Genomic DNA, 18140 nt, shown 5'->3' with positions numbered 1-18140 from the left:
ATGCAAATGTAGTTAATCCAAAGCCTTAAGTTGGGCCTGTAGCTTTTTTGTTAGACCGGCAACTACCAGTTTATAGGAATGGTCTATCAATTCCTGGACCAAGGTAGGTGCCAAGGTCTCTAGATAAAGGGTATTCCAATGTACTTTGCTCATATGGTACCCCGCTGTAATTTTTCCATCGTATGTTTCCCTCAATTCAATGGCCCTTTCCGGATCACATTTTAAATTGGCCTGGGAAGGTATCCTTTCCAGAGGTACCAGTGCAAACATTTTCCCCATTACCTTGAATACCAAGGTAGTGGCATCAAATGGAAATTCTTCCGTAACTCCCTTTTTATTGATACAATGTTCTCTAAATTCCTCTATGTTCATGGTATTGGTTCTGTTAAATCACAGGCGGACAAGTTCTTTTAAACTATCCCATGCTTCCCTACTTTTAATCACCTCCTGATCACCGATGTCATTGCCCACCACGGTTTCAAAATTTATTCCTCCCAATCGCTCATAAAAGGCCAAAGCGCCGGTATTGCTCTTTAGCACCTATAAATACAATTTTCCTTTGGGATTCTTCTTCAATGCTTCTTGGGCCACCAGGCGCATCAAATGTCTACCAATTCCCTTTCCCTTGACCGTTGCCAACACATGCAAGTTGTCCAATAAGGGGCCATGTTCGGAATCATCCTCAAGAAGGGCACTGGCAAATCCACAAACTTCCCCATCCCAATCAGCTACCAAAACGACTTGATGAGGAGAGGAATTATTTAGTCTATCTTTCCAAACCTCTTCTCTCTCCAATGCAGCTTCCGCATCCAGAAAATGATCACTAAAATCACCTCTGTAATGCTGTTGCCAACTTTTTACGTGCAATTTGGCGATTTCCAAATAATCCGCGGCCTTGGCATGCCTAAAAGTCAATATAACACAAGCCTAAATCCCTAGGGAGTCGTATACGATAACCTTAGTCCATAAATTGCTGGATTCCTCTACAAATAGGTTATGGGCTTCTTCGGTCTGATATTTTGTTTGTGCATCTGCAGATTCAAAGGTAACTACCAAGGAATAGGTAAAGGAACCATCCACAACATCGCGGGTTGCTTTAGGTGGTATGCCTACAAAATTGGTCTTGGCATACTTGGAATCCCTCATAAATTTTAAGATCGATTTCTCAAAAGCCTTCCTATCCTCAACGCTTTCAGGATTCTTTAACCAGAAAAAAACGGTGTGTACAAAATTGGAATCAAAGTTTTTCATATGTTCTTCGTTTTGACCATAACTAGCTATGGTCATTGTTAAAAATAATACTGTATAAAATAAAGTTTTCATAATGAATGTGTTTTTAAAGTCCTTCCTATAGTATGTGCTATAATTACCATACCATCATTTCGCTAAAATAAATAAAATTGATTCAAATCGGGGTTATGTAAAAAAGGAAATTATTTCTCCAATAATTCTTTTTTTCTGTTGTTCATTTCCAGAGCGGAATAGTCCAGTTTCCAACCTATGGTCTCCACAATCTTTTCGATTAAAAGCACAGCTTCCAAAGCCTCTTTATTTGCGGTATCCATTAAACCGCTTTGGGGGATTTTATCCCTTATGTGTTGCTTTGCCTCCATATTCAAGGAAGTAAGGTCAGTTGGAGTAAAGGAGTTGAAAAGTCCGTTTTGTATATCGTAAAACTGTAGTTCCGGGGAAATGGACAAAATTTCAGGTTGCGGAAAATTGGTAAGGATTATTCTTTTCTTGTCGTTATCGGCATACATTTGCAATTTCTTTAGATCAAAACCAATATGTGCCTTGGCGTTTATAATGATCAAAGCTTTCTTTTTGCTGCTTACCAAGCTAAGAAAACGTTCTTTAGTGTTTTCGTACCGATAAATTTCAGCAAAATCACCTTCTACGGTGATTAATTTACAAACGCTTTTTATCTTATCCAATAGAATGGTCGACTGGTGTTCCGTTAGCTCTTTACTCCTTTTTTTTCGAAAAAAGGAAAACACCCAGTACATGGCGATAGCCCCGAGAATAAGACCCAAAAAAAGTTCCAATATATCACTCATTTGCCTTACCTATTTCTCCTAAATGGGTGTATTTAAACCCCTTGTTATATTTAAGTCCATAACCAAATATCCTGTCCATGGAAGCGTGGGAAAAAAGGATAATCCCTATTAACTGACACAAAGGTAATGAAAGATAAATACCGAGAAAATAAATAGTGATGGCCAAGCCTTTATGATGAAATGTATTATATCCTATGGCACCAATCCTATTTCCCATAAGATAGCCAAGCATCCCAATATCTGGTGTCAAAATTAACCCAACAAACCACCACCAGCTATAATGCAACAAACTAAAGAGATATAAACCCAGACAGAACATTAGTAATTCCTCACTTTTCAAAAGTACCCGCATACCGCTAATTATTATTCCTCTATTAAATATAAAACAGGCCTACTGGGGCTGGCATCATTTTCAAATGAAGCAAGCTGAAGATTCAAAAAGTACTTCCCGTCCTTAATGGAATTTGCCACAAAAACAAACTCGGTTATAGTAGCCTGCATTCTGCGTTTCCCATCGTAATTCCAAAAAGTTTTATGTGCCAAGAGGGCTCCGTCATCCTTTTCCTTATCCACTGAAGGTAGATCTATGAGCAAATGCTCCACTCCTTTATCCACCAACAATTGCGCTGCCGATTCCAACAAATATGGGGGATTGGTATTGGCATATTGCCTAGTCATTTTGTCCCTAAGGTTAGGGATGGTCCGTATGACCACTGCCTCCCTGTTTTTATTGCCCAAGGCATACTGCAATTGTTTTTTGGAGATTACAAAATCGCCTTTTATCCTTTCTGGGGCTATGGTAATAACCTCGGTCATAAAAAAGAATTTGGAAAGACTCTTATTTACGGAATAGAACTCTTCCGTTATATGGCCAATACATTCGGTATGGGTGCCATGGGCATGGGGATTAAAACTAATATCGTTAAAATTGGTAGACGCCCCTTCCGTTACCTTACCAATAAATTCCCCTTCGGTATGGGGCTCAATTGTCGGCGGGTCCAAATACCATGCATTTACATTGGTACTCCTTCCAGTAATGGGTATGGAAATATCCAAGGGTTGGGATAAATCTATAGTGTAATTTTTAGTATTGTACTTTATTATGGTTTTCATGTATGTTGAACTTCTTAATCGTGCTCAGGACAAGTTAACCAAAAATAAATCGGCTGCAATCCCATCACTCAAAAATTTGCCTTTTTTCGAGACCAATAAACGATCATTCTCTATGTAAAGTAATCCGTCCTCTATTTTTTTTTGGGCCTGTTGCGTCAGATAAGTATAAAACTTATGGCCAAACTCGGTTTTTATTCGCTCCAGGGATATACCCCAAATGGTACGCAAACCGGTCATGACATATTCGTTGTATCGATCTGTTAAGGACAGCACCTCTGTTTCCATGGGCAGCTCGTTCTGGGCAATCGCTTTTATATATTTTGCATTGTTATTAATATTCCACCCTCTTCTAACCCCGTCATAGGAATGTGCGGAAGGTCCGATCCCCAAGTATTTTTTTCCTTGCCAATAAGCCGTGTTGTTCCGAGAAAAGTAACCAGGTTTTCCAAAATTGGAAATTTCATAGTTTACGAATCCAGCTGCTGACAATTTCTGGACCAAGATATGGAAATGGGCTTCTGCCAATTCATCATCCACGGGCGGGATAAGTCCTTTGTCTATAAATGTCTTTAAAGCAGTTTTAGGCTCTACGGTAAGGGCATAGCTGGAAATGTGGGGTACTCCAAAGGCCAAGGCCTTTTCTATGTTGGAAATCCATCTTTCATTGGTCATTCCGGGAATGCCATAGATAAGATCGATGGAAATATTGTCAAAATAAACCTGTGCCAAGGCAATACATGCTTCGGCCTCCTGGGCATTATGTGCCCTATTCATCAGTTTCAAATCCTCCTCAAAAAAGGATTGTATACCGATACTCAGCCTATTGATGGGTGATTTACCCAATTCCTCTATTTTATCTTTCGACAGATCATCCGGGTTAGCTTCCAAAGTTATTTCAGGATCAGCTACTACGGTATAATTACTATAAACTGCCCCAATTATCTGGTCGATTTCGGCCGCACTTAAAACCGATGGCGTTCCGCCTCCAAAGTAAATGGTCTCTACTACCTCATCCTTAAACGCTTCCTTCCTAAGTTCCAGTTCCTTTATCAGTGCCAATACCATAGCCTCCTTCTTCCCCATATTGGTGGAAAAATGAAAATCGCAATAGTAACAGGCCTGCTTGCAAAAAGGAATATGTATGTAGATGCCGCTCATTTTACAGTGAACAATTAACAATTAGCAATAAACAATGGAAATTATGAATCATTATCCCTTGTTTAACCTTGAAGTCTTAAGAATGGAAAACATAATTTTAGATAGTTCATCTGCCTCTTCTGCTATTAACTTATTTGCTTCAATTGAAGAAATATAATCCGAATCTTTTAAAAGGTGTAGCCAATATTTAGTTTCTAGACTCTCTTTATAAGCAATTGAGATTTTAGCAGAAAAATCAGCTTTTGAAATAGCCCCATTTGCTTCTGAAACATTGGCCCCAATTGAGGTTCCAGCCCTCAACAGCTGTTTGGATAGCAAAAACTCCTTTTCCTTCCTAACAACTTCTTTATATAATTTTACAATTTTCAATGCAAAAGCATAGGACTTATCGGCTAAAGGATTACTATCATTACCCATGATATATTATTGACAATTGCCAATTGTTTATTGTTTATTGTTTATTGATTTTATCACCGTTTTGTTTCACAAAGGCATCCCAACCGCTATAACTTTTGCCCACTTCTATACGGCCTTCGTTATAAAAATGACAGACGGCTGCTGCCAAACCATCGGTACTGTCCAGGTTTTTGGGGAGCGACTTTAAACCCAGTACGCTTTGAAGCATTTTGGCCACCTGTTCCTTACTGGCGTTACCATTTCCCGTAATGGCCATTTTAATCTTTTTTGGAAGGTATTCCGTGATGGGAATTTGACGCGATAAGCCTGCAGCCATGGCTACCCCCTGGGCCCTGCCGAGCTTTAGCATAGATTGGACATTCTTACCAAAAAAAGGTGCCTCAATAGCTATTTCGTCCGGGTGGTAGGTGTCGATGAGTTCTATGGTGCGCTCAAAAATAAGTTTAAGCTTGGTATAGGGGTCGGCATATTTCTGAAGCAGGAGTTCGTTCATTTGAATAAACTCCATCTTTTTATTGACCACCTTTATAAGACCGAAGCCCATGATGGTGGTTCCGGGGTCTATTCCCAATATTATCTTTTCATTTGCCAAGGCAGGAATTGTTTATATTCTAGATTTATATTTCAATTGGAATTCACAATAATAGGAATCCTGAATTTTGAGGAAACCGGGACCCCTCTTTTTAGTGCGGGCGATAATGGGGGCAATCCTTTTAAGCTTTGGGTGATGATTGTGCGAAATTCCGGGATCTGATTTTCAATATCCTGGTTGCGCTGCACTTCCAAAACGGATATTTCTCCTTTGTAGTCTACCAAAAAATCCACATATATAGAGGTATTGATATCGGACACAAATTGAAACTCAAAATCCTCCAACGTCTCCGTATACTGCTCCAATAGTGTATTTTGAAAACACTCCAGCTGCCCCTCCTTGTCCAACATTTCATCACAGTTGTCAAACAAGGGATACTTATCCACCTCATTAAAATTTATATTGCGCATTTCCTCGTTTACCAAATCTTGGGTTTTTTCTTCTTTGGAAGTAAACCAGTCGCAAGAGGTAAAAAGACAAAAACAAGCCAAAACCGCAACTTTCCTCATGTATGCCAGATTCTGGGCGGAAATTACAATTTTTTGATCAATTTAAGGGCTGTAGCTGTCAATTTCCTCCTCAATAGTCCAATCCTATGGGTTACAAATTTCATGAAATAACCATTGCCGTAGAACAATAGTCACTTCTTAGGAATAAATAGTAGTGTTTACTTATTGGTAATATGGTATTTCTGTTGTTCCGTAACAACAAGCATGGTAGTAGGCAATCCTTTATACTGAAAAGTTAAGACGTCTCCTGTATGGGCTTCGATCTCAATTATCCCATCAAAGTCTGTAACCGCAACCTCATTTTTTCCTCGTACGGAAACATTTACCCCTGGCAACCCTTTGGTTCCATCGGTAACCATACATCGAAGATACTCCTTGCCACCAACCTTTTTAACAATTGCCATTACAGACATCGTATTCGAAACAGACGTTAATTCTGGGGATTGAGATGTACCATTGTCTTTAGGGCCCTCAAGCTTAAAGGTAATCGGAATCGAAAAAGGTACCCGTACTTTTTCACCACGGTGTTCCCCAGGGGTCATTTGCGGCAACAAAGAAATAATTCGGGCCGCCTCATCTTCCAATAATTTGTCCGGACCGCGTAACCTAACATTACCTATGCTTCCATCCTTTTGAATAATGAACAGCACATTTACCCGTCCCTGAATGCCCATTTCCTGGGCTTGTTCAGGATATCTAAAATTCGTTCCAATATGCCTCTGTAACATTTGATTAAAACAGGCTCTTACATCCCCTACATCTTCGCAACCTGGAAAGACTGGAACTTTATCTATTATTGCGAAGGCTACATCTACTGTTCCATCATCATTCTTGCTAATACCAAATTCATCTTGTCGCTGCAGCTTAAATGTAATTGGTATGGAATAAGGTACACGTACTTTTTTCCCTTTGTGCTCCCCTGGGACCATTTTCGGGAGTAAGGAAATGATGCGGGCTGCTTCCGCTTCCAAAATTTTATCAGGCGCTCGCATGCGAACATTCCCTATACTTCCGTCTTTCTGAATAACGAACATAACATTTACGCGTCCCTGAATTCCTTTTTCCATGGCCTCTTCTGGATAATTAAAATTCTTACCAATATGTTTCTGTATTTGTTTTTGAAAACAATCCCTCATATTTTCCGTGTCTTCGCAACCAGGAAAAATTGGAACTTTTTCTACTTGAGAAAAAGGAACATCAACATCGTCTTGATTAGGATTACCAAGTTGAGGCAATTTGGTTTTTTTTATTAACTGTTCTGCACTAGTAGCCTGTTCTTCCTCAGAAATTCCATTTTCTTGGGCCTCCAAGGAAGTATAGAGCAGCATTCCTACTACCAAAGGCAACAACAATAAATACTTGAGTTGCCAAACTTTTTTCGATTTTGATTTTTGTAACATGACGATTCGTTTTTTGACTAATGATGTTTTAAAAAATTGATTGATGAAAGAAATATGTTGGGTTTGAAAGACCTGCGACAACAATAATTGATACTGCTCCGCCTTATGGGTCTTGGCCACTTTTGCATCGGCGATGAACTCGTGCAATTCTGAAACCCTGTTTTGATAAACGTAGACCAAAGGATTAAACCAGCCTATAATGCGCACCAGCTCAAAGAACAACAGGTCCCAGGTATGCCTTTGTTCTATATGTACCAGCTCGTGCTGAATAATGCTTTGATGTTCCTTTTGCAACACTTGGTCGCCCAAAAAAATCGACCTGAAAAATGAAAAGGCAATATTACTATTGCGCACTAACACCCTGGTGAAGTCTTTAAAGTAACGGATCTCGCCATGACGTTTTAGTCGGTTTATTTGGAACAATTTGTAAGCAAAAAGCAAGGCTGCAATGACCATTCCGCCGTAAAAAATTATTTCGATGGCAGAGAGATCAAATGATGGAGAATTTTCAGGAGCAACAACCATCCCCTCGGACATATCCATCCCCCACAAATACTCGGGATATATAAAATATTCGGAAGACACCGTAGTCTTAAAAGCCTCAATCTTTATCCAAGGTAGCAATAGGGAAAGCACAAATGTCCCGATCAGGTATGCCCGGTTCCATTGAAAAAAGGTTTCCCGTTTCAGGAACAGATCGTAAACAATCAAAAACAATAGCTGGAAGGCCATGCATTCTAGAATATACCGTATCATTCCTTTTCCTTTTTAATTTCCTTGAGTATGGATTCCAATTCTGATAGGCTCATATCATTCTTTTTCATAAAAAAAGAGACCATACTTTTAAATGAGCCTTGGAAATAACCGTCCACCAATTTGTTGATGGACTGGTTGCCGTAATCCGATTTCTTGATCAACGGAAAATAAAGATAGCCCCTACCCTCCTGCTCATGGTCTACAAAACCTTTACTTTCCAAAATGCGTACAATAGTGGAAACCGTGTTGTACGCCGGTTTGGGTTCTGGAAGTTCATCAATAATTGCGGCCACATTACATTTCTGCAACTGCCATAGAACCTGCATTACTTCCTCCTCTGCCTTGGTTAACTGTTTCATTTAACTAACTTTTTAGTTGAACATTATAACAAATATAACTAAATATTTAGTTTAAACTAATTTTTTAGTTAAAAAATTGATTCGAAGCTATAGCTAGCGTCAAACTCATCCTAGAATTTTTCCAATCTGAATTCTAAATAGGCACGAGCGTGACGCCTTTCTGCCAACTGAGGCTGGCTCGCGCCATCAATAGGGGACTGAATCAGTCATTTCGAACGACCAATAGGGAGAAGTAATCGCACTTGTGGCGCAACCTAAACCTCAATTGTCTGCTCAACTTCTCAACTACAAGTAAAAATTGAAATATCCCTAGACAAAAACCCAGCTTGTGCGACTTCTCCATCGTCCCGAAATGGGACTCTGTCGAAGTGACCACCCCTAGTCATTTCGACGGTTAAGGAGAAATCACACAAGTGGCTAAACGAAGTGTTGAAAATAATCAGCGATGTAACTACCACTACGAACATGAAATATAGGATCCCAAAATAAAACCAAAACCTGTGTAAATTCTCAATCGTCCCTAAAAGGGCCACTGTCGAAGTGACCACCCCTAGTCATTTCGACTGTTAAGGAGAAATCACACAAGGAGCTCAACGAAGTTTGAAGTTATCCGCGCTGTAACTACCAATATGAACATGAAATATAGGATCCCAAAAATTAAAACCAAAACCTGTGTAACTTCTCAATCGTCCCGAAATGGGCCACTGTCGAAGTGACCACCCCTAGTCATTTCGACTGTTAAGGAGAAATCACACAAGGGGCTAAACGAAGTGTTGAAAATAATCAGCGATGTAACTACCACTACGAACATGAAATATAGGATCCCAAAATAAAACCAAAACCTGTGTAAATTCTCAATCGTCCATAAAAGGGCCACTGTCGAAGTTACCACCCCTAGTCATTTCGACTGTTAAGGAGAAATCACACAAGGAGCTCAACGAAGTTTTAAAGTTATCTGCGATGTAACTACCACTACGAACATGAAATATAGGATCCCAAAAAATTAAAACCAAAACCTGTGTAACTTCTCAATCGTCCCGAAATGGGACTCTGTCGAAGTGACCACCCCTAGTCATTTCGACGGTTAAGGAGAAATCACACAAGTGGCTAAACGAAGTGTTGAAAATAATCAGCGATGTAACTACCACTACGAACATGAAATATAGGATCCCAAAATAAAACCAAAACCTGTGTAAATTCTCAATCGTCCCTAAAAGGGCCACTGTCGAAGTGACCACCCCTAGTCATTTCGACGGAGCAATAGCGACGAGAAACCGAAGGTTCACGAATACCCCTGAAATAAAATGTCGTGAACTAAATCGCACTAGGAGCACAACCTACACCTCAATTGTGTATTCCACTTCTCAACTACAAACAAAATTTAAAATACACCCCGGTCAAAACCAAACTTGTGCGGCTTCTCTCCCTATTCGGGTGGGAAGTCCCATAAAAGACCATGAAATTGTAGTGGCCATATCCATGTAACAATTCCTCCCTATCTTCGTCAAATAGAGAACGTATTCCTGTGGGAATTCAAAAGATTAATATGGATATTACATTGTTGATTATTGGATTTGTTTTAATGTTCGTTGGCGTATTGGGAAGTTTTTTACCGGTATTGCCAGGAACACCTATTAGTTGGGTAGGCCTGCTCCTCCTCTACCTTACCAAAGCCATTCCTGATGATTGGGTCTTTTTGGGAATTACCTTGGCCATAGCCATAATGGTTTTTGCCCTCGATTATATTATTCCCGTTTGGGGTACCAAAAAATTCGGGGGAAGTAAATGGGGTATGATAGGTACTACCATTGGACTTTTGGTGGCCTTAGTATTTCCAATTCTTGGATTTTTTGGAATCATAATCTGGCCTTTTTTGGGGGCTTTGGCCGGGGAATTAATCAACAAGGCAGACCAAAAAACGGCACTAAAGGCCGCCTTTGGTTCATTTTTAGGCTTTTTAACGGGTACCTTCCTGAAATTTATGGTCACCATAATCTATTTAGGCCTATTTATATTTAAAGCGTGGGAATACAAATCGGACTTATTTCCCTTTTTTAATTAACCTGCATTTCTACATCCAAGTAACTTTATCCTGCCATGGGCCTTTGCTGACCTCAGGAATTTCTTCGTCATAATAGCCCATATAGAAAAAGCCTAGGCATACCTCCCCAGAGTTCAGCTCAAAAAAATCGTCCATATATTTAATCAGCCCCGGGGAGCTCCAATAGCTACCTATGCCCATCTCGGTACAGCATAGCCACATATTTTGCACGGCCATGGCAGTTGCAGCTACCTCTTCCCATTCGGGCAAACTTTCTAAGGGGTCACGTTGCATACAAATGGCAATGACAGCCGCCGCTTTTTTAGGATTCTGTATCAACTTTTCTACCTTGAACTGTTTTGGTTTGGGGTCGGTTTCCATGTACTTCAAGGACAGAAACAAGCCCAATTTCTCTTTCGCCTCCCCTTGTAATACTTTAAAACGCCAAGGTTCCGTTTTCTTATGGGTAGGCGCAAAGTTGGCAGCCTCCAACACCTTTTCGATGTTCTTCTTGCTTATAGGTTTATCATTGTACTGGGCAGGAAAAACAGACCTACGCTTCTTAATTATATCAAAAATCATAATCTCTCTATTTAAATATTGCAAACTAAAGTTTTAAATCCCCTAGCGCGATTGGTTTAACAATAAATTAATACAATGCCGCAGGGCAGGGTTCCTATTGTCCTCCTTCCAACAAACGGATAGCACCGCTCTTTGTGGAATGTTCTTTAGCTCAATAAATTTCACCTTCATCTGAAACCCGTATTGTAAGGAAGTGGGAATTATGGCTATCCCCAAATTATTCTCCACGAGCTTAAAAATAGTCTGGGCATGTACCGATTTATGGGAAACCTTGGGGGTAAAACCAGCATCCTCACAAATACTCATGACTGTATCAAAGTACAACGGACTATAATCTTGGGCGAACAGAATAAAATTCTCTTCCGCCAATTGCCCTACATCCCGGAATTCCCTGGTCAATAATGGATATAGTTCCGGCAAAACAACCGAAAAAGTATCGGTATAGACCGGTTCAATATTTAATCCTTCAGGTACCCTGGCCGTACGTACAAATCCCATATCCAATTTATCCTTTACAATGGCATTGATCTGGGCATTGTTGGACAACTCCTCCAAATTGGTCTGGATTCCCGGAAATTTATCCTTTAATTTTATCAAAAGATCGGGAATCACTTCTTGCATGGCCGAACCCAAAAAACCTATTCGGACTTCCCCAAAATTACCATCCCTAATATGCCTCAACTGTTTCTTGGTAACTTCCAAATGATTGAGGATAAACTCTATTTCACTTTTCAGATATTCCCCTGCTGCGGTAAGGCTTACCTTCTTTTTGGTCCGAACAAAAAGCTTTACCTCCAAAATCTCTTCCATTTGCTTAATCTGTCTACTTAAACCAGGCTGGGAAATACATAGCTTTTCCGCTGCCTTTCTATAGTGCAATTCTTCGGCCACTGCCAAAAAGTAATTGAAATGTCTGAGCTCTAATTGATAACCCATAGTTATTAAGTATATACATTAATAGTATTGGTGATTATCAAACTTAATCAATAAATTTATATTGATAAAAAAATCCCATGGCTACTTCAAAAAAAATCTTTTTTTTCGGGGAAGATCATCTAACTGCAGGCCTGGCCTTATGTCTTGTAAGGGGAACGATCAAAGGGCAAATCTCTGAAACAGCAAGAAAAAAAATTCGGGAAAGTCACCAAACCGTATTACGTATTGTAGAGATGGGGCAACCCGTTTACGGAATCAATACTGGATTTGGCCCCTTGTGCACCACCAAGATTTCCAAAACCGAAACCAAAATACTACAAACCAATATACTTCAAAGTCATAGTGTAGGGGTTGGACAGCCTATTGAAAACGAAATTGCAAAATTAATGCTTGTCTTAAAGGCCCATTCCCTTGCTAAAGGTTTCTCCGGTATTGCCGAAGCCACCTTGGACCGAATAATATGGCATATAGACAACGATGCAATTCCTATAGTACCCTCCCAAGGTTCGGTAGGAGCGTCCGGTGACCTTGCCCCATTATCCCATTTATTTTTGCCTCTAATAGGATTAGGAAAAGTTAGGTATATAAGAAAGGTGATTTCAACAGCACAACTACATAGCATATATGGCTTGGAACCTTTGGAATTGGGCCCCAAAGAAGGGCTGGCCCTTATTAATGGCACCCAATTTATAGCTGCCCATGCTGTAATGGCCATAGACAAAATGCACGCTTGCCTTACACATGCCGACATCATTGGAGCCATGATGATCGAGGGATTACAGGGTAGCGTAAAACCGTTTTATAAAGAGCTGCACGACCTGCGCGCATTTAAAGGCAACAGCTACGTGGCCGCTAAAATCCGTTTTCTATTGGAAGATTCGGAAATTATGCAAGACCACATAGATTGTGAGCGGGTACAAGACCCCTATTCGCTTAGGTGCATCCCCCAAGTACATGGTGCTTCCAGAAATGCCTGGTTACATTTAAAAGAACTGTTGGAGATAGAACTAAATTCAGTTACGGATAACCCCATCATCATTAATGAAGAATTAACGATCAGTGGGGGAAGTTTTCATGGACAGCCTTTAGCCATGGCACTGGACTACGCCTGCCTAGCAGCCTCCGAGTTGGGCAATATTTCTGACCGCCGTATTTATTTGGCCTTGGAAGGCAACAGTCCAGGAGTTCCAAAATTGTTGATGAAAGACACCGGCATCAATTCGGGATATATGATCCTGCAATATACCACTGCGGCTTTGGCCAGTGAAAATAAGGGATTGTGTTTCCCGGCCAGTGCGGATAGCATCCCTACTTCCCTAGGCCAGGAAGACCATGTAAGCATGGGTTCCATCAGCGGCAGAAAGGCCCTTCAGGTATTGGAAAATGTAGAGAAAATATTGGCCATTGAACTCCTAACGGCAGCACAGGCTTTTGAGTTTAGAAAACCGATGAAATCTGGAGTATTGTTGGATGAAGTACACAAAACTATTCGCAAAAAAGTGGCCTTTGCCGATAAGGACAGGGTGTTTTCCGATGATATTGAAAAAGGAATCGAACTGATCAAGGAACGCACCATATTACATTCGGTAGAAAAAACAATGAAACGCAACAATATGAAAATGGAAAGTCCATTCGAAGAGGAATTTGAAAAATATTAAATAATAGCCAAGCCAACAGCATAAATCTGCATGCTATAGACATTAGACAATCATGAAAAAATATACCCTTATAGGCCCCTTTAAACAAATTTTGACCATGGCAGGTTTACCACTAAAAGGAGCTCTTTCGGACGAGCAATTGCCAATTGTTGAAAACGGGGGTATTATTATGGTAGATGAAAAAATTCATGCCATAGGACCTTATCCCCAAATTCAGGAAATAGCAAATGGCCTAAATGCCGAAAATATAAATATTCAAACCAATACGGTATGCCTTCCCGGCTTAATAGATGCCCATACCCATATTTGCTTTGGAGGAAGCCGGGCCAAGGACTATGCCCTTCGCAATTACGGCAAAACCTATCTAGAGATTGCCAAAGCTGGCGGTGGAATCTGGGATACCGTTACCGAGACAAGAAAAGCCACCACTTCCTCCCTTATAGAGGGGGTAAAAATAAGGTCGGACAGACATTTGACCCATGGCGTGACTACCATAGAAGTGAAAAGCGGCTACGGACTGTCGGTACAGGAGGAACTAAAAATGTTAAGAGCCATTGCATTGGCCAACGAACAGTGCCAGTCCGACCTGATCCCTACCTGTTTGGCAGCACATATGGTGCCAAAAAACTACAAAGGGAGTCCAGCCGATTATCTCCTGGAAATAAGCACTTCACTATTTCCAATTCTAAAAAAGGAACAGTTAGCCAATAGGATCGATGCATTTGTGGAAGAAGGGGCGTTTTCTCCCGCTTCAATTGCAGCATACTATGAAAAAGCCAAGTCCATGGGGTTCGATATCACCGTACACGCCGACCAATTTTCAACCGGAGGCAGTGGGGTGGCGGTTAAATATAAGGCAGTAAGTGCCGATCATCTGGAAGCCAGTTCAGAAAAAGAAATTAAGCTTTTGGCCAAAAGCAATGTAGTGGCCACCGCCTTGCCGGGCGCCTCTATGGGATTGGGCTGCAACTATACCCCTGCCCGCCGCTTGTTGGATGCCGGAGCAGCCTTGGCCATAGCCAGTGATTGGAACCCAGGTTCCGCCCCAATGGGTAATTTATTGTTACAGGCCGCAGTTCTAGGTGCCTTTGAAAAACTCAGCAATACAGAGGTGTTGGCGGGGATTACCTATAGGGCAGCGGCTGCTTTAAACCTACAGGACAGGGGTATATTAAAAACCGGATTATTGGCCGATTTCATAGCATTTCCAACCAACGATTACCAGGAGATTCTTTACCAGCAAGGTATGATGCCCCCTTCCCTTGTCTACAAAAAAGGAAAATTGGCAGTAAATATATAATCAAAAAAGACGCGAACGATGACGGTCGAGAATTTTAAAACACAAATACTCCAAGGCATACCAAAGGAACTGCCGCCAACAAAGGTCTATCCCAAGAATGCCGATAGAGCCCCAAAACGTAAGGATATCCTAACCCTAGAAGAGAAGAAATTGGCCATACGCAATGCCCTACGCTATTTTCCTCCAGATTGGCACGAGATCCTCGGAAAAGAATTTTCCCAAGAATTGAATACCCTGGGCAGAATCTATATGTATCGCTTTAAGCCAGATTATTCGCTTCATGCAAGACCAATTAGTGATTATCCGGCAAAAACGGTAGAAGCTGCCAGTATTATGCTAATGATCCAAAACAATTTGGATCCTAATGTAGCACAACATCCCGAAGAACTAATAACCTATGGGGGCAACGGTGCCGTTTTTCAGAACTGGGCGCAGTATCTTTTGACCATGCAGTATTTGGCGAATATGACCAACGAACAAACCCTGCATATTTATTCCGGACATCCCATGGGGCTATTTCCCTCCTCCAAAGAGGCCCCAAGAATGGTAGTAACCAATGGGATGATGATCCCCAACTACTCCAAACAAGACGACTGGGAGAAATATAATGCCCTTGGTGTTACTCAATACGGACAAATGACGGCCGGGTCTTATATGTATATTGGGCCGCAAGGAATAGTTCACGGCACTACTATTACTGTCCTGAACGCCTTTAGAAAAGTCTTACAAAAAGGAGAATCGGCCAAAGGAAAAATATTCCTCACCTCTGGTCTAGGGGGTATGAGCGGAGCCCAGCCCAAGGCGGGAAACATTGCAGGCTGTATTACCATATGTGTGGAGGTAAACAAAATTGCCGCACAAAAAAGATACCGGCAAGCTTGGGTAGATGAGCTTTTGGAAGACTTGGACCAATTGGTTAAACGAACCAGAAAGGCCATACAACTACAAGAAGTTGTTTCCCTGGCCTACATCGGTAACATTGTTGACGTATGGGAAAGGTTTGACCAGGAAAACATATTCATTCATTTGGGATCCGATCAGACCTCTCTTCACAACCCATGGTCCGGAGGGTATTATCCCGCTGGTCTTTCTTTTGAAGAATCCAATAATTTGATGCGCAGTAATCCGGAAGCTTTTAGGCAAAAAGTACAAGCTTCGTTAAGAAGGCAAGTCGAGGCCATTAACAAACATACCGCCAAAGGGACCTACTTTTTTGATTATGGCAACGCTTTCTTATTGGAAGCCTCCAGGGCGGGAGCAGATATAATGGCGTGTAATGGCATCAATTTTAGATACCCCTCCTATGTGCAGGATATTTTAGGTCCCTTGTGTTTCGATTACGGCTTTGGACCCTTTAGGTGGGTATGCACTTCGGGAGACCCCAAGGATTTACAATTAACCGATGATCTTGCACTTCAAATTTTGGAAGAAATTAGCACTAATGCACCTTCTGAAATCCAGCAACAAATACAGGACAACATAAAATGGATCCGGGAAGCTTCATCCAATAAATTGGTAGTAGGGTCTCAGGCCCGAATCTTATATGCAGATGCAGAGGGAAGGGCCAAAATTGCCATGGCCTTCAACGCTGCTATAAACTCTGGAGAAATCAGTGCACCTGTGGTTTTAGGGCGGGACCACCATGACGTAGGCGGTACGGATTCCCCTTTTAGGGAGACCAGCAATATTTATGACGGCAGTAAATTTACCGCAGATATGGCTATCCACAATGTCATCGGCGATAGTTTTAGGGGCGCCACCTGGGTATCCATTCACAATGGTGGTGGAGTTGGTTGGGGAGAAGTCATCAACGGTGGCTTCGGTTTGGTCCTGGATGGTTCGGACAATGCCGCGAGGCACTTAAAAAACATGCTGTTCTATGATGTAAATAATGGAATATCGAGAAGAAGTTGGGCCAGAAACAAAGAAGCATTATTTACAATAAAACGGGAAATGGCGCGTACACCGGAATTAAAGGTTACCTTGCCAAATATAGTTGAGGATGAATTACTGGATTTGTTGTTTCAATAAAAATTAATTTCAAGTCTTTTTTGATTGCCATCTATGCCCAACAAGCTTATGTCGTAATCAAAATCCTACGGGCCACCGTGTTTAGGGCAAAAATAGATATCCAAAATTTTAAATATTACAGGGAATCATTTATTTTTATTCGCTGAACAGTCCCTCATCCAGAAATATAGACATTGTAATAAGGATTGTTCCCCCTTTTGTTGGAACAAACATTCTATAAATTAGTACATCTAAAATAATGATTCCTTGTCCAATCTGTAACCAGCCCAATTCCAAATTAAAATACCAGCTTAAATTCAATGTACATGAATGTGCAAACTGCGGTTTTCAATTTTGTCCCGATGCCACATTCAATAAAAGCATGGTTTCCGATTTAAATGAAGAAACCCGTGAAAAAGCACTCATCAATTTAAGGAAAGAGAATTTCCAACATATCATAGCCTCTATTAAGAAAAATAAAGAAATTGAATCCAAGGGACTGGAGGTAGGCCCTGGATATGGTTGGTTTTTGGAGGTATGCAGGGACCATGGTATTCGTTGCTCGGGTATTGAACCGGAAACCCGTTTCAATGAACATTACAAAAAGGAAGGCTTGCAAGTTACGAATGGTTTTTTTCCACAAGATCTTCCAAAAGAATCACATTTTGATTTTATTGCCTATAATGACGTATTGGAACACCTACCCGATCTAAAGGGAATTATGCAAGCCAATTACAATTTACTAAATCCCGAAGGCCTATTGATCGTTAATTTACCGCAACAAGATGGTTTAATTTATTTCATTTCCAAAATAGCCTATCTATTTGGGGTAAAATCCTTGATGGACAGAATGTGGCAATTTAATTTTCACAGCCCACATATGAGTTACTTTACCAAACAAACCATGCACAAACTGGCCCAAGACAACAATTTTGAAGGCGTGGAATCTTTTCCATTAAAAACTATCAATTTATCTGAAATATCAGATAGGATAGAACAGGATAATCAACAAGGAATGCTCGCGAAAATGGCATCTAAAATTGGAATGTTCATTTTGTTTCCCTTTCTACAAGTTTTCCCGGACACCCGTTGTTTTATATTTGTAAAAAGGTAAATGGGTAGAAAAAAATGTAGTTTCTTCCAAACAACATTTAAAATCAAATCTCGTTAAAATGTTAATTTAGTTTGATTATTATTACGAATGGGCAGTTTGGAACTATTTGATTCCTAACCGTTAAAACACCAAGAAGTA

Annotated in this window: 20 protein-coding genes; 5 read left to right on the top strand and 15 right to left on the bottom strand. The window is 40.7% G+C overall.

Going from position 1 to position 18140, the window contains the following annotated elements; all coding sequences use genetic code 11:
• Window positions 1–12: 12 nt before the first annotated feature.
• The 13 genes from B9Y87_RS00440 to B9Y87_RS00385 form a co-directional block, all read right to left on the bottom strand.
• Window positions 13–372: an MmcQ/YjbR family DNA-binding protein gene (locus B9Y87_RS00440; RefSeq protein ID WP_085495138.1), complete on the bottom strand. Its 360-nt coding sequence runs from the start codon at window positions 370–372 to the stop codon at window positions 13–15.
• A gap of 18 nt (window positions 373–390) precedes the next feature.
• Entirely contained in the window at window positions 391–540 is a 150-nt protein-coding gene (locus B9Y87_RS21880; protein WP_176225568.1) for a hypothetical protein, read from the bottom strand.
• Complete coding sequence (locus B9Y87_RS00435) at window positions 541–915, bottom strand: GNAT family N-acetyltransferase (protein WP_176225567.1); 375 nt, start codon at window positions 913–915, stop codon at window positions 541–543.
• A gap of 12 nt (window positions 916–927) precedes the next feature.
• A complete protein-coding gene (locus tag B9Y87_RS00430; protein ID WP_085495133.1) occupies window positions 928–1323 on the bottom strand; it encodes a Dabb family protein in 396 nt (131 codons plus the stop codon).
• 110 nt (window positions 1324–1433) lie between these two features.
• The gene (locus B9Y87_RS00425; RefSeq protein ID WP_085495131.1) at window positions 1434–2057 is read right to left on the bottom strand and encodes a DUF4230 domain-containing protein; all 624 of its coding nucleotides are present in this window, start codon (window positions 2055–2057) and stop codon (window positions 1434–1436) included.
• On the bottom strand, window positions 2050–2409 hold the full coding sequence (locus B9Y87_RS00420; protein WP_085495129.1) for a DUF4260 domain-containing protein: 360 nt from the start codon (window positions 2407–2409) through the stop codon (window positions 2050–2052). Before B9Y87_RS00420 ends, B9Y87_RS00425 begins: the two co-directional genes overlap by 8 nt.
• Before the next feature lie 11 nt (window positions 2410–2420).
• The gene (locus B9Y87_RS00415; protein WP_085495126.1) at window positions 2421–3170 is read right to left on the bottom strand and encodes a cyclase family protein; all 750 of its coding nucleotides are present in this window, start codon (window positions 3168–3170) and stop codon (window positions 2421–2423) included.
• A 24-nt stretch (window positions 3171–3194) separates the two neighbouring features.
• A complete protein-coding gene (gene hemW, locus B9Y87_RS00410) occupies window positions 3195–4328 on the bottom strand; it encodes a radical SAM family heme chaperone HemW (protein WP_085495124.1) in 1134 nt (377 codons plus the stop codon).
• Between the two features lie 51 nt (window positions 4329–4379).
• A complete protein-coding gene (locus tag B9Y87_RS00405) occupies window positions 4380–4745 on the bottom strand; it encodes a four helix bundle protein (protein WP_085495121.1) in 366 nt (121 codons plus the stop codon).
• 34 nt (window positions 4746–4779) lie between these two features.
• Entirely contained in the window at window positions 4780–5337 is a 558-nt protein-coding gene (ruvC, locus tag B9Y87_RS00400; RefSeq protein ID WP_072862979.1) for a crossover junction endodeoxyribonuclease RuvC, read from the bottom strand.
• A gap of 32 nt (window positions 5338–5369) precedes the next feature.
• Complete coding sequence (locus tag B9Y87_RS00395) at window positions 5370–5846, bottom strand: hypothetical protein (RefSeq protein WP_085495119.1); 477 nt, start codon at window positions 5844–5846, stop codon at window positions 5370–5372.
• 158 nt (window positions 5847–6004) lie between these two features.
• Complete coding sequence (locus tag B9Y87_RS00390; RefSeq protein WP_085495117.1) at window positions 6005–8002, bottom strand: M56 family metallopeptidase; 1998 nt, start codon at window positions 8000–8002, stop codon at window positions 6005–6007.
• Window positions 7999–8361, bottom strand: a complete 363-nt coding sequence (locus B9Y87_RS00385) for a BlaI/MecI/CopY family transcriptional regulator (RefSeq protein WP_031442281.1) — start codon at window positions 8359–8361, stop codon at window positions 7999–8001. Before B9Y87_RS00385 ends, B9Y87_RS00390 begins: the two co-directional genes overlap by 4 nt.
• 1546 nt (window positions 8362–9907) lie before the next feature.
• Here B9Y87_RS00385 and B9Y87_RS00380 point away from each other — a divergent pair.
• Window positions 9908–10423, top strand: a complete 516-nt coding sequence (locus B9Y87_RS00380) for a DUF456 domain-containing protein (RefSeq protein ID WP_085495114.1) — start codon at window positions 9908–9910, stop codon at window positions 10421–10423.
• 9 nt (window positions 10424–10432) lie between these two features.
• On the opposite strand, the gene B9Y87_RS00375 is transcribed toward B9Y87_RS00380, so the two are convergent.
• Complete coding sequence (locus B9Y87_RS00375) at window positions 10433–10984, bottom strand: nitroreductase family protein (protein ID WP_085495112.1); 552 nt, start codon at window positions 10982–10984, stop codon at window positions 10433–10435.
• Window positions 10985–11026: 42 nt separating this feature from the next.
• A complete protein-coding gene (locus B9Y87_RS00370; protein WP_085495110.1) occupies window positions 11027–11920 on the bottom strand; it encodes a LysR family transcriptional regulator in 894 nt (297 codons plus the stop codon).
• Between the two features lie 77 nt (window positions 11921–11997).
• Between B9Y87_RS00370 and hutH the strand changes: the two genes are divergently transcribed.
• The 4 genes from hutH to B9Y87_RS00350 all read left to right on the top strand — a co-directional run bounded on the left by hutH (window position 11998) and on the right by B9Y87_RS00350 (window position 18002).
• A complete protein-coding gene (hutH, locus tag B9Y87_RS00365; RefSeq protein WP_085495108.1) occupies window positions 11998–13578 on the top strand; it encodes a histidine ammonia-lyase in 1581 nt (526 codons plus the stop codon).
• 52 nt (window positions 13579–13630) lie between these two features.
• Window positions 13631–14878: an imidazolonepropionase gene (gene hutI / locus B9Y87_RS00360; RefSeq protein ID WP_085495106.1), complete on the top strand. Its 1248-nt coding sequence runs from the start codon at window positions 13631–13633 to the stop codon at window positions 14876–14878.
• A gap of 18 nt (window positions 14879–14896) precedes the next feature.
• Entirely contained in the window at window positions 14897–16909 is a 2013-nt protein-coding gene (locus tag B9Y87_RS00355) for a urocanate hydratase (protein WP_085495104.1), read from the top strand.
• Between the two features lie 238 nt (window positions 16910–17147).
• The gene (locus tag B9Y87_RS00350) at window positions 17148–18002 is read left to right on the top strand and encodes a class I SAM-dependent methyltransferase (protein ID WP_085495102.1); all 855 of its coding nucleotides are present in this window, start codon (window positions 17148–17150) and stop codon (window positions 18000–18002) included.
• Window positions 18003–18140 lie beyond the last annotated feature (138 nt).

It is taken from the genome of Arenibacter troitsensis (genome assembly GCF_900177645.1).
GTDB lineage: Bacteria > Bacteroidota > Bacteroidia > Flavobacteriales > Flavobacteriaceae > Arenibacter > Arenibacter troitsensis.
The sequence above is the reverse complement of the archived record's forward strand: the minus strand, read 5'-3'. Positions and strand labels throughout refer to the sequence as shown.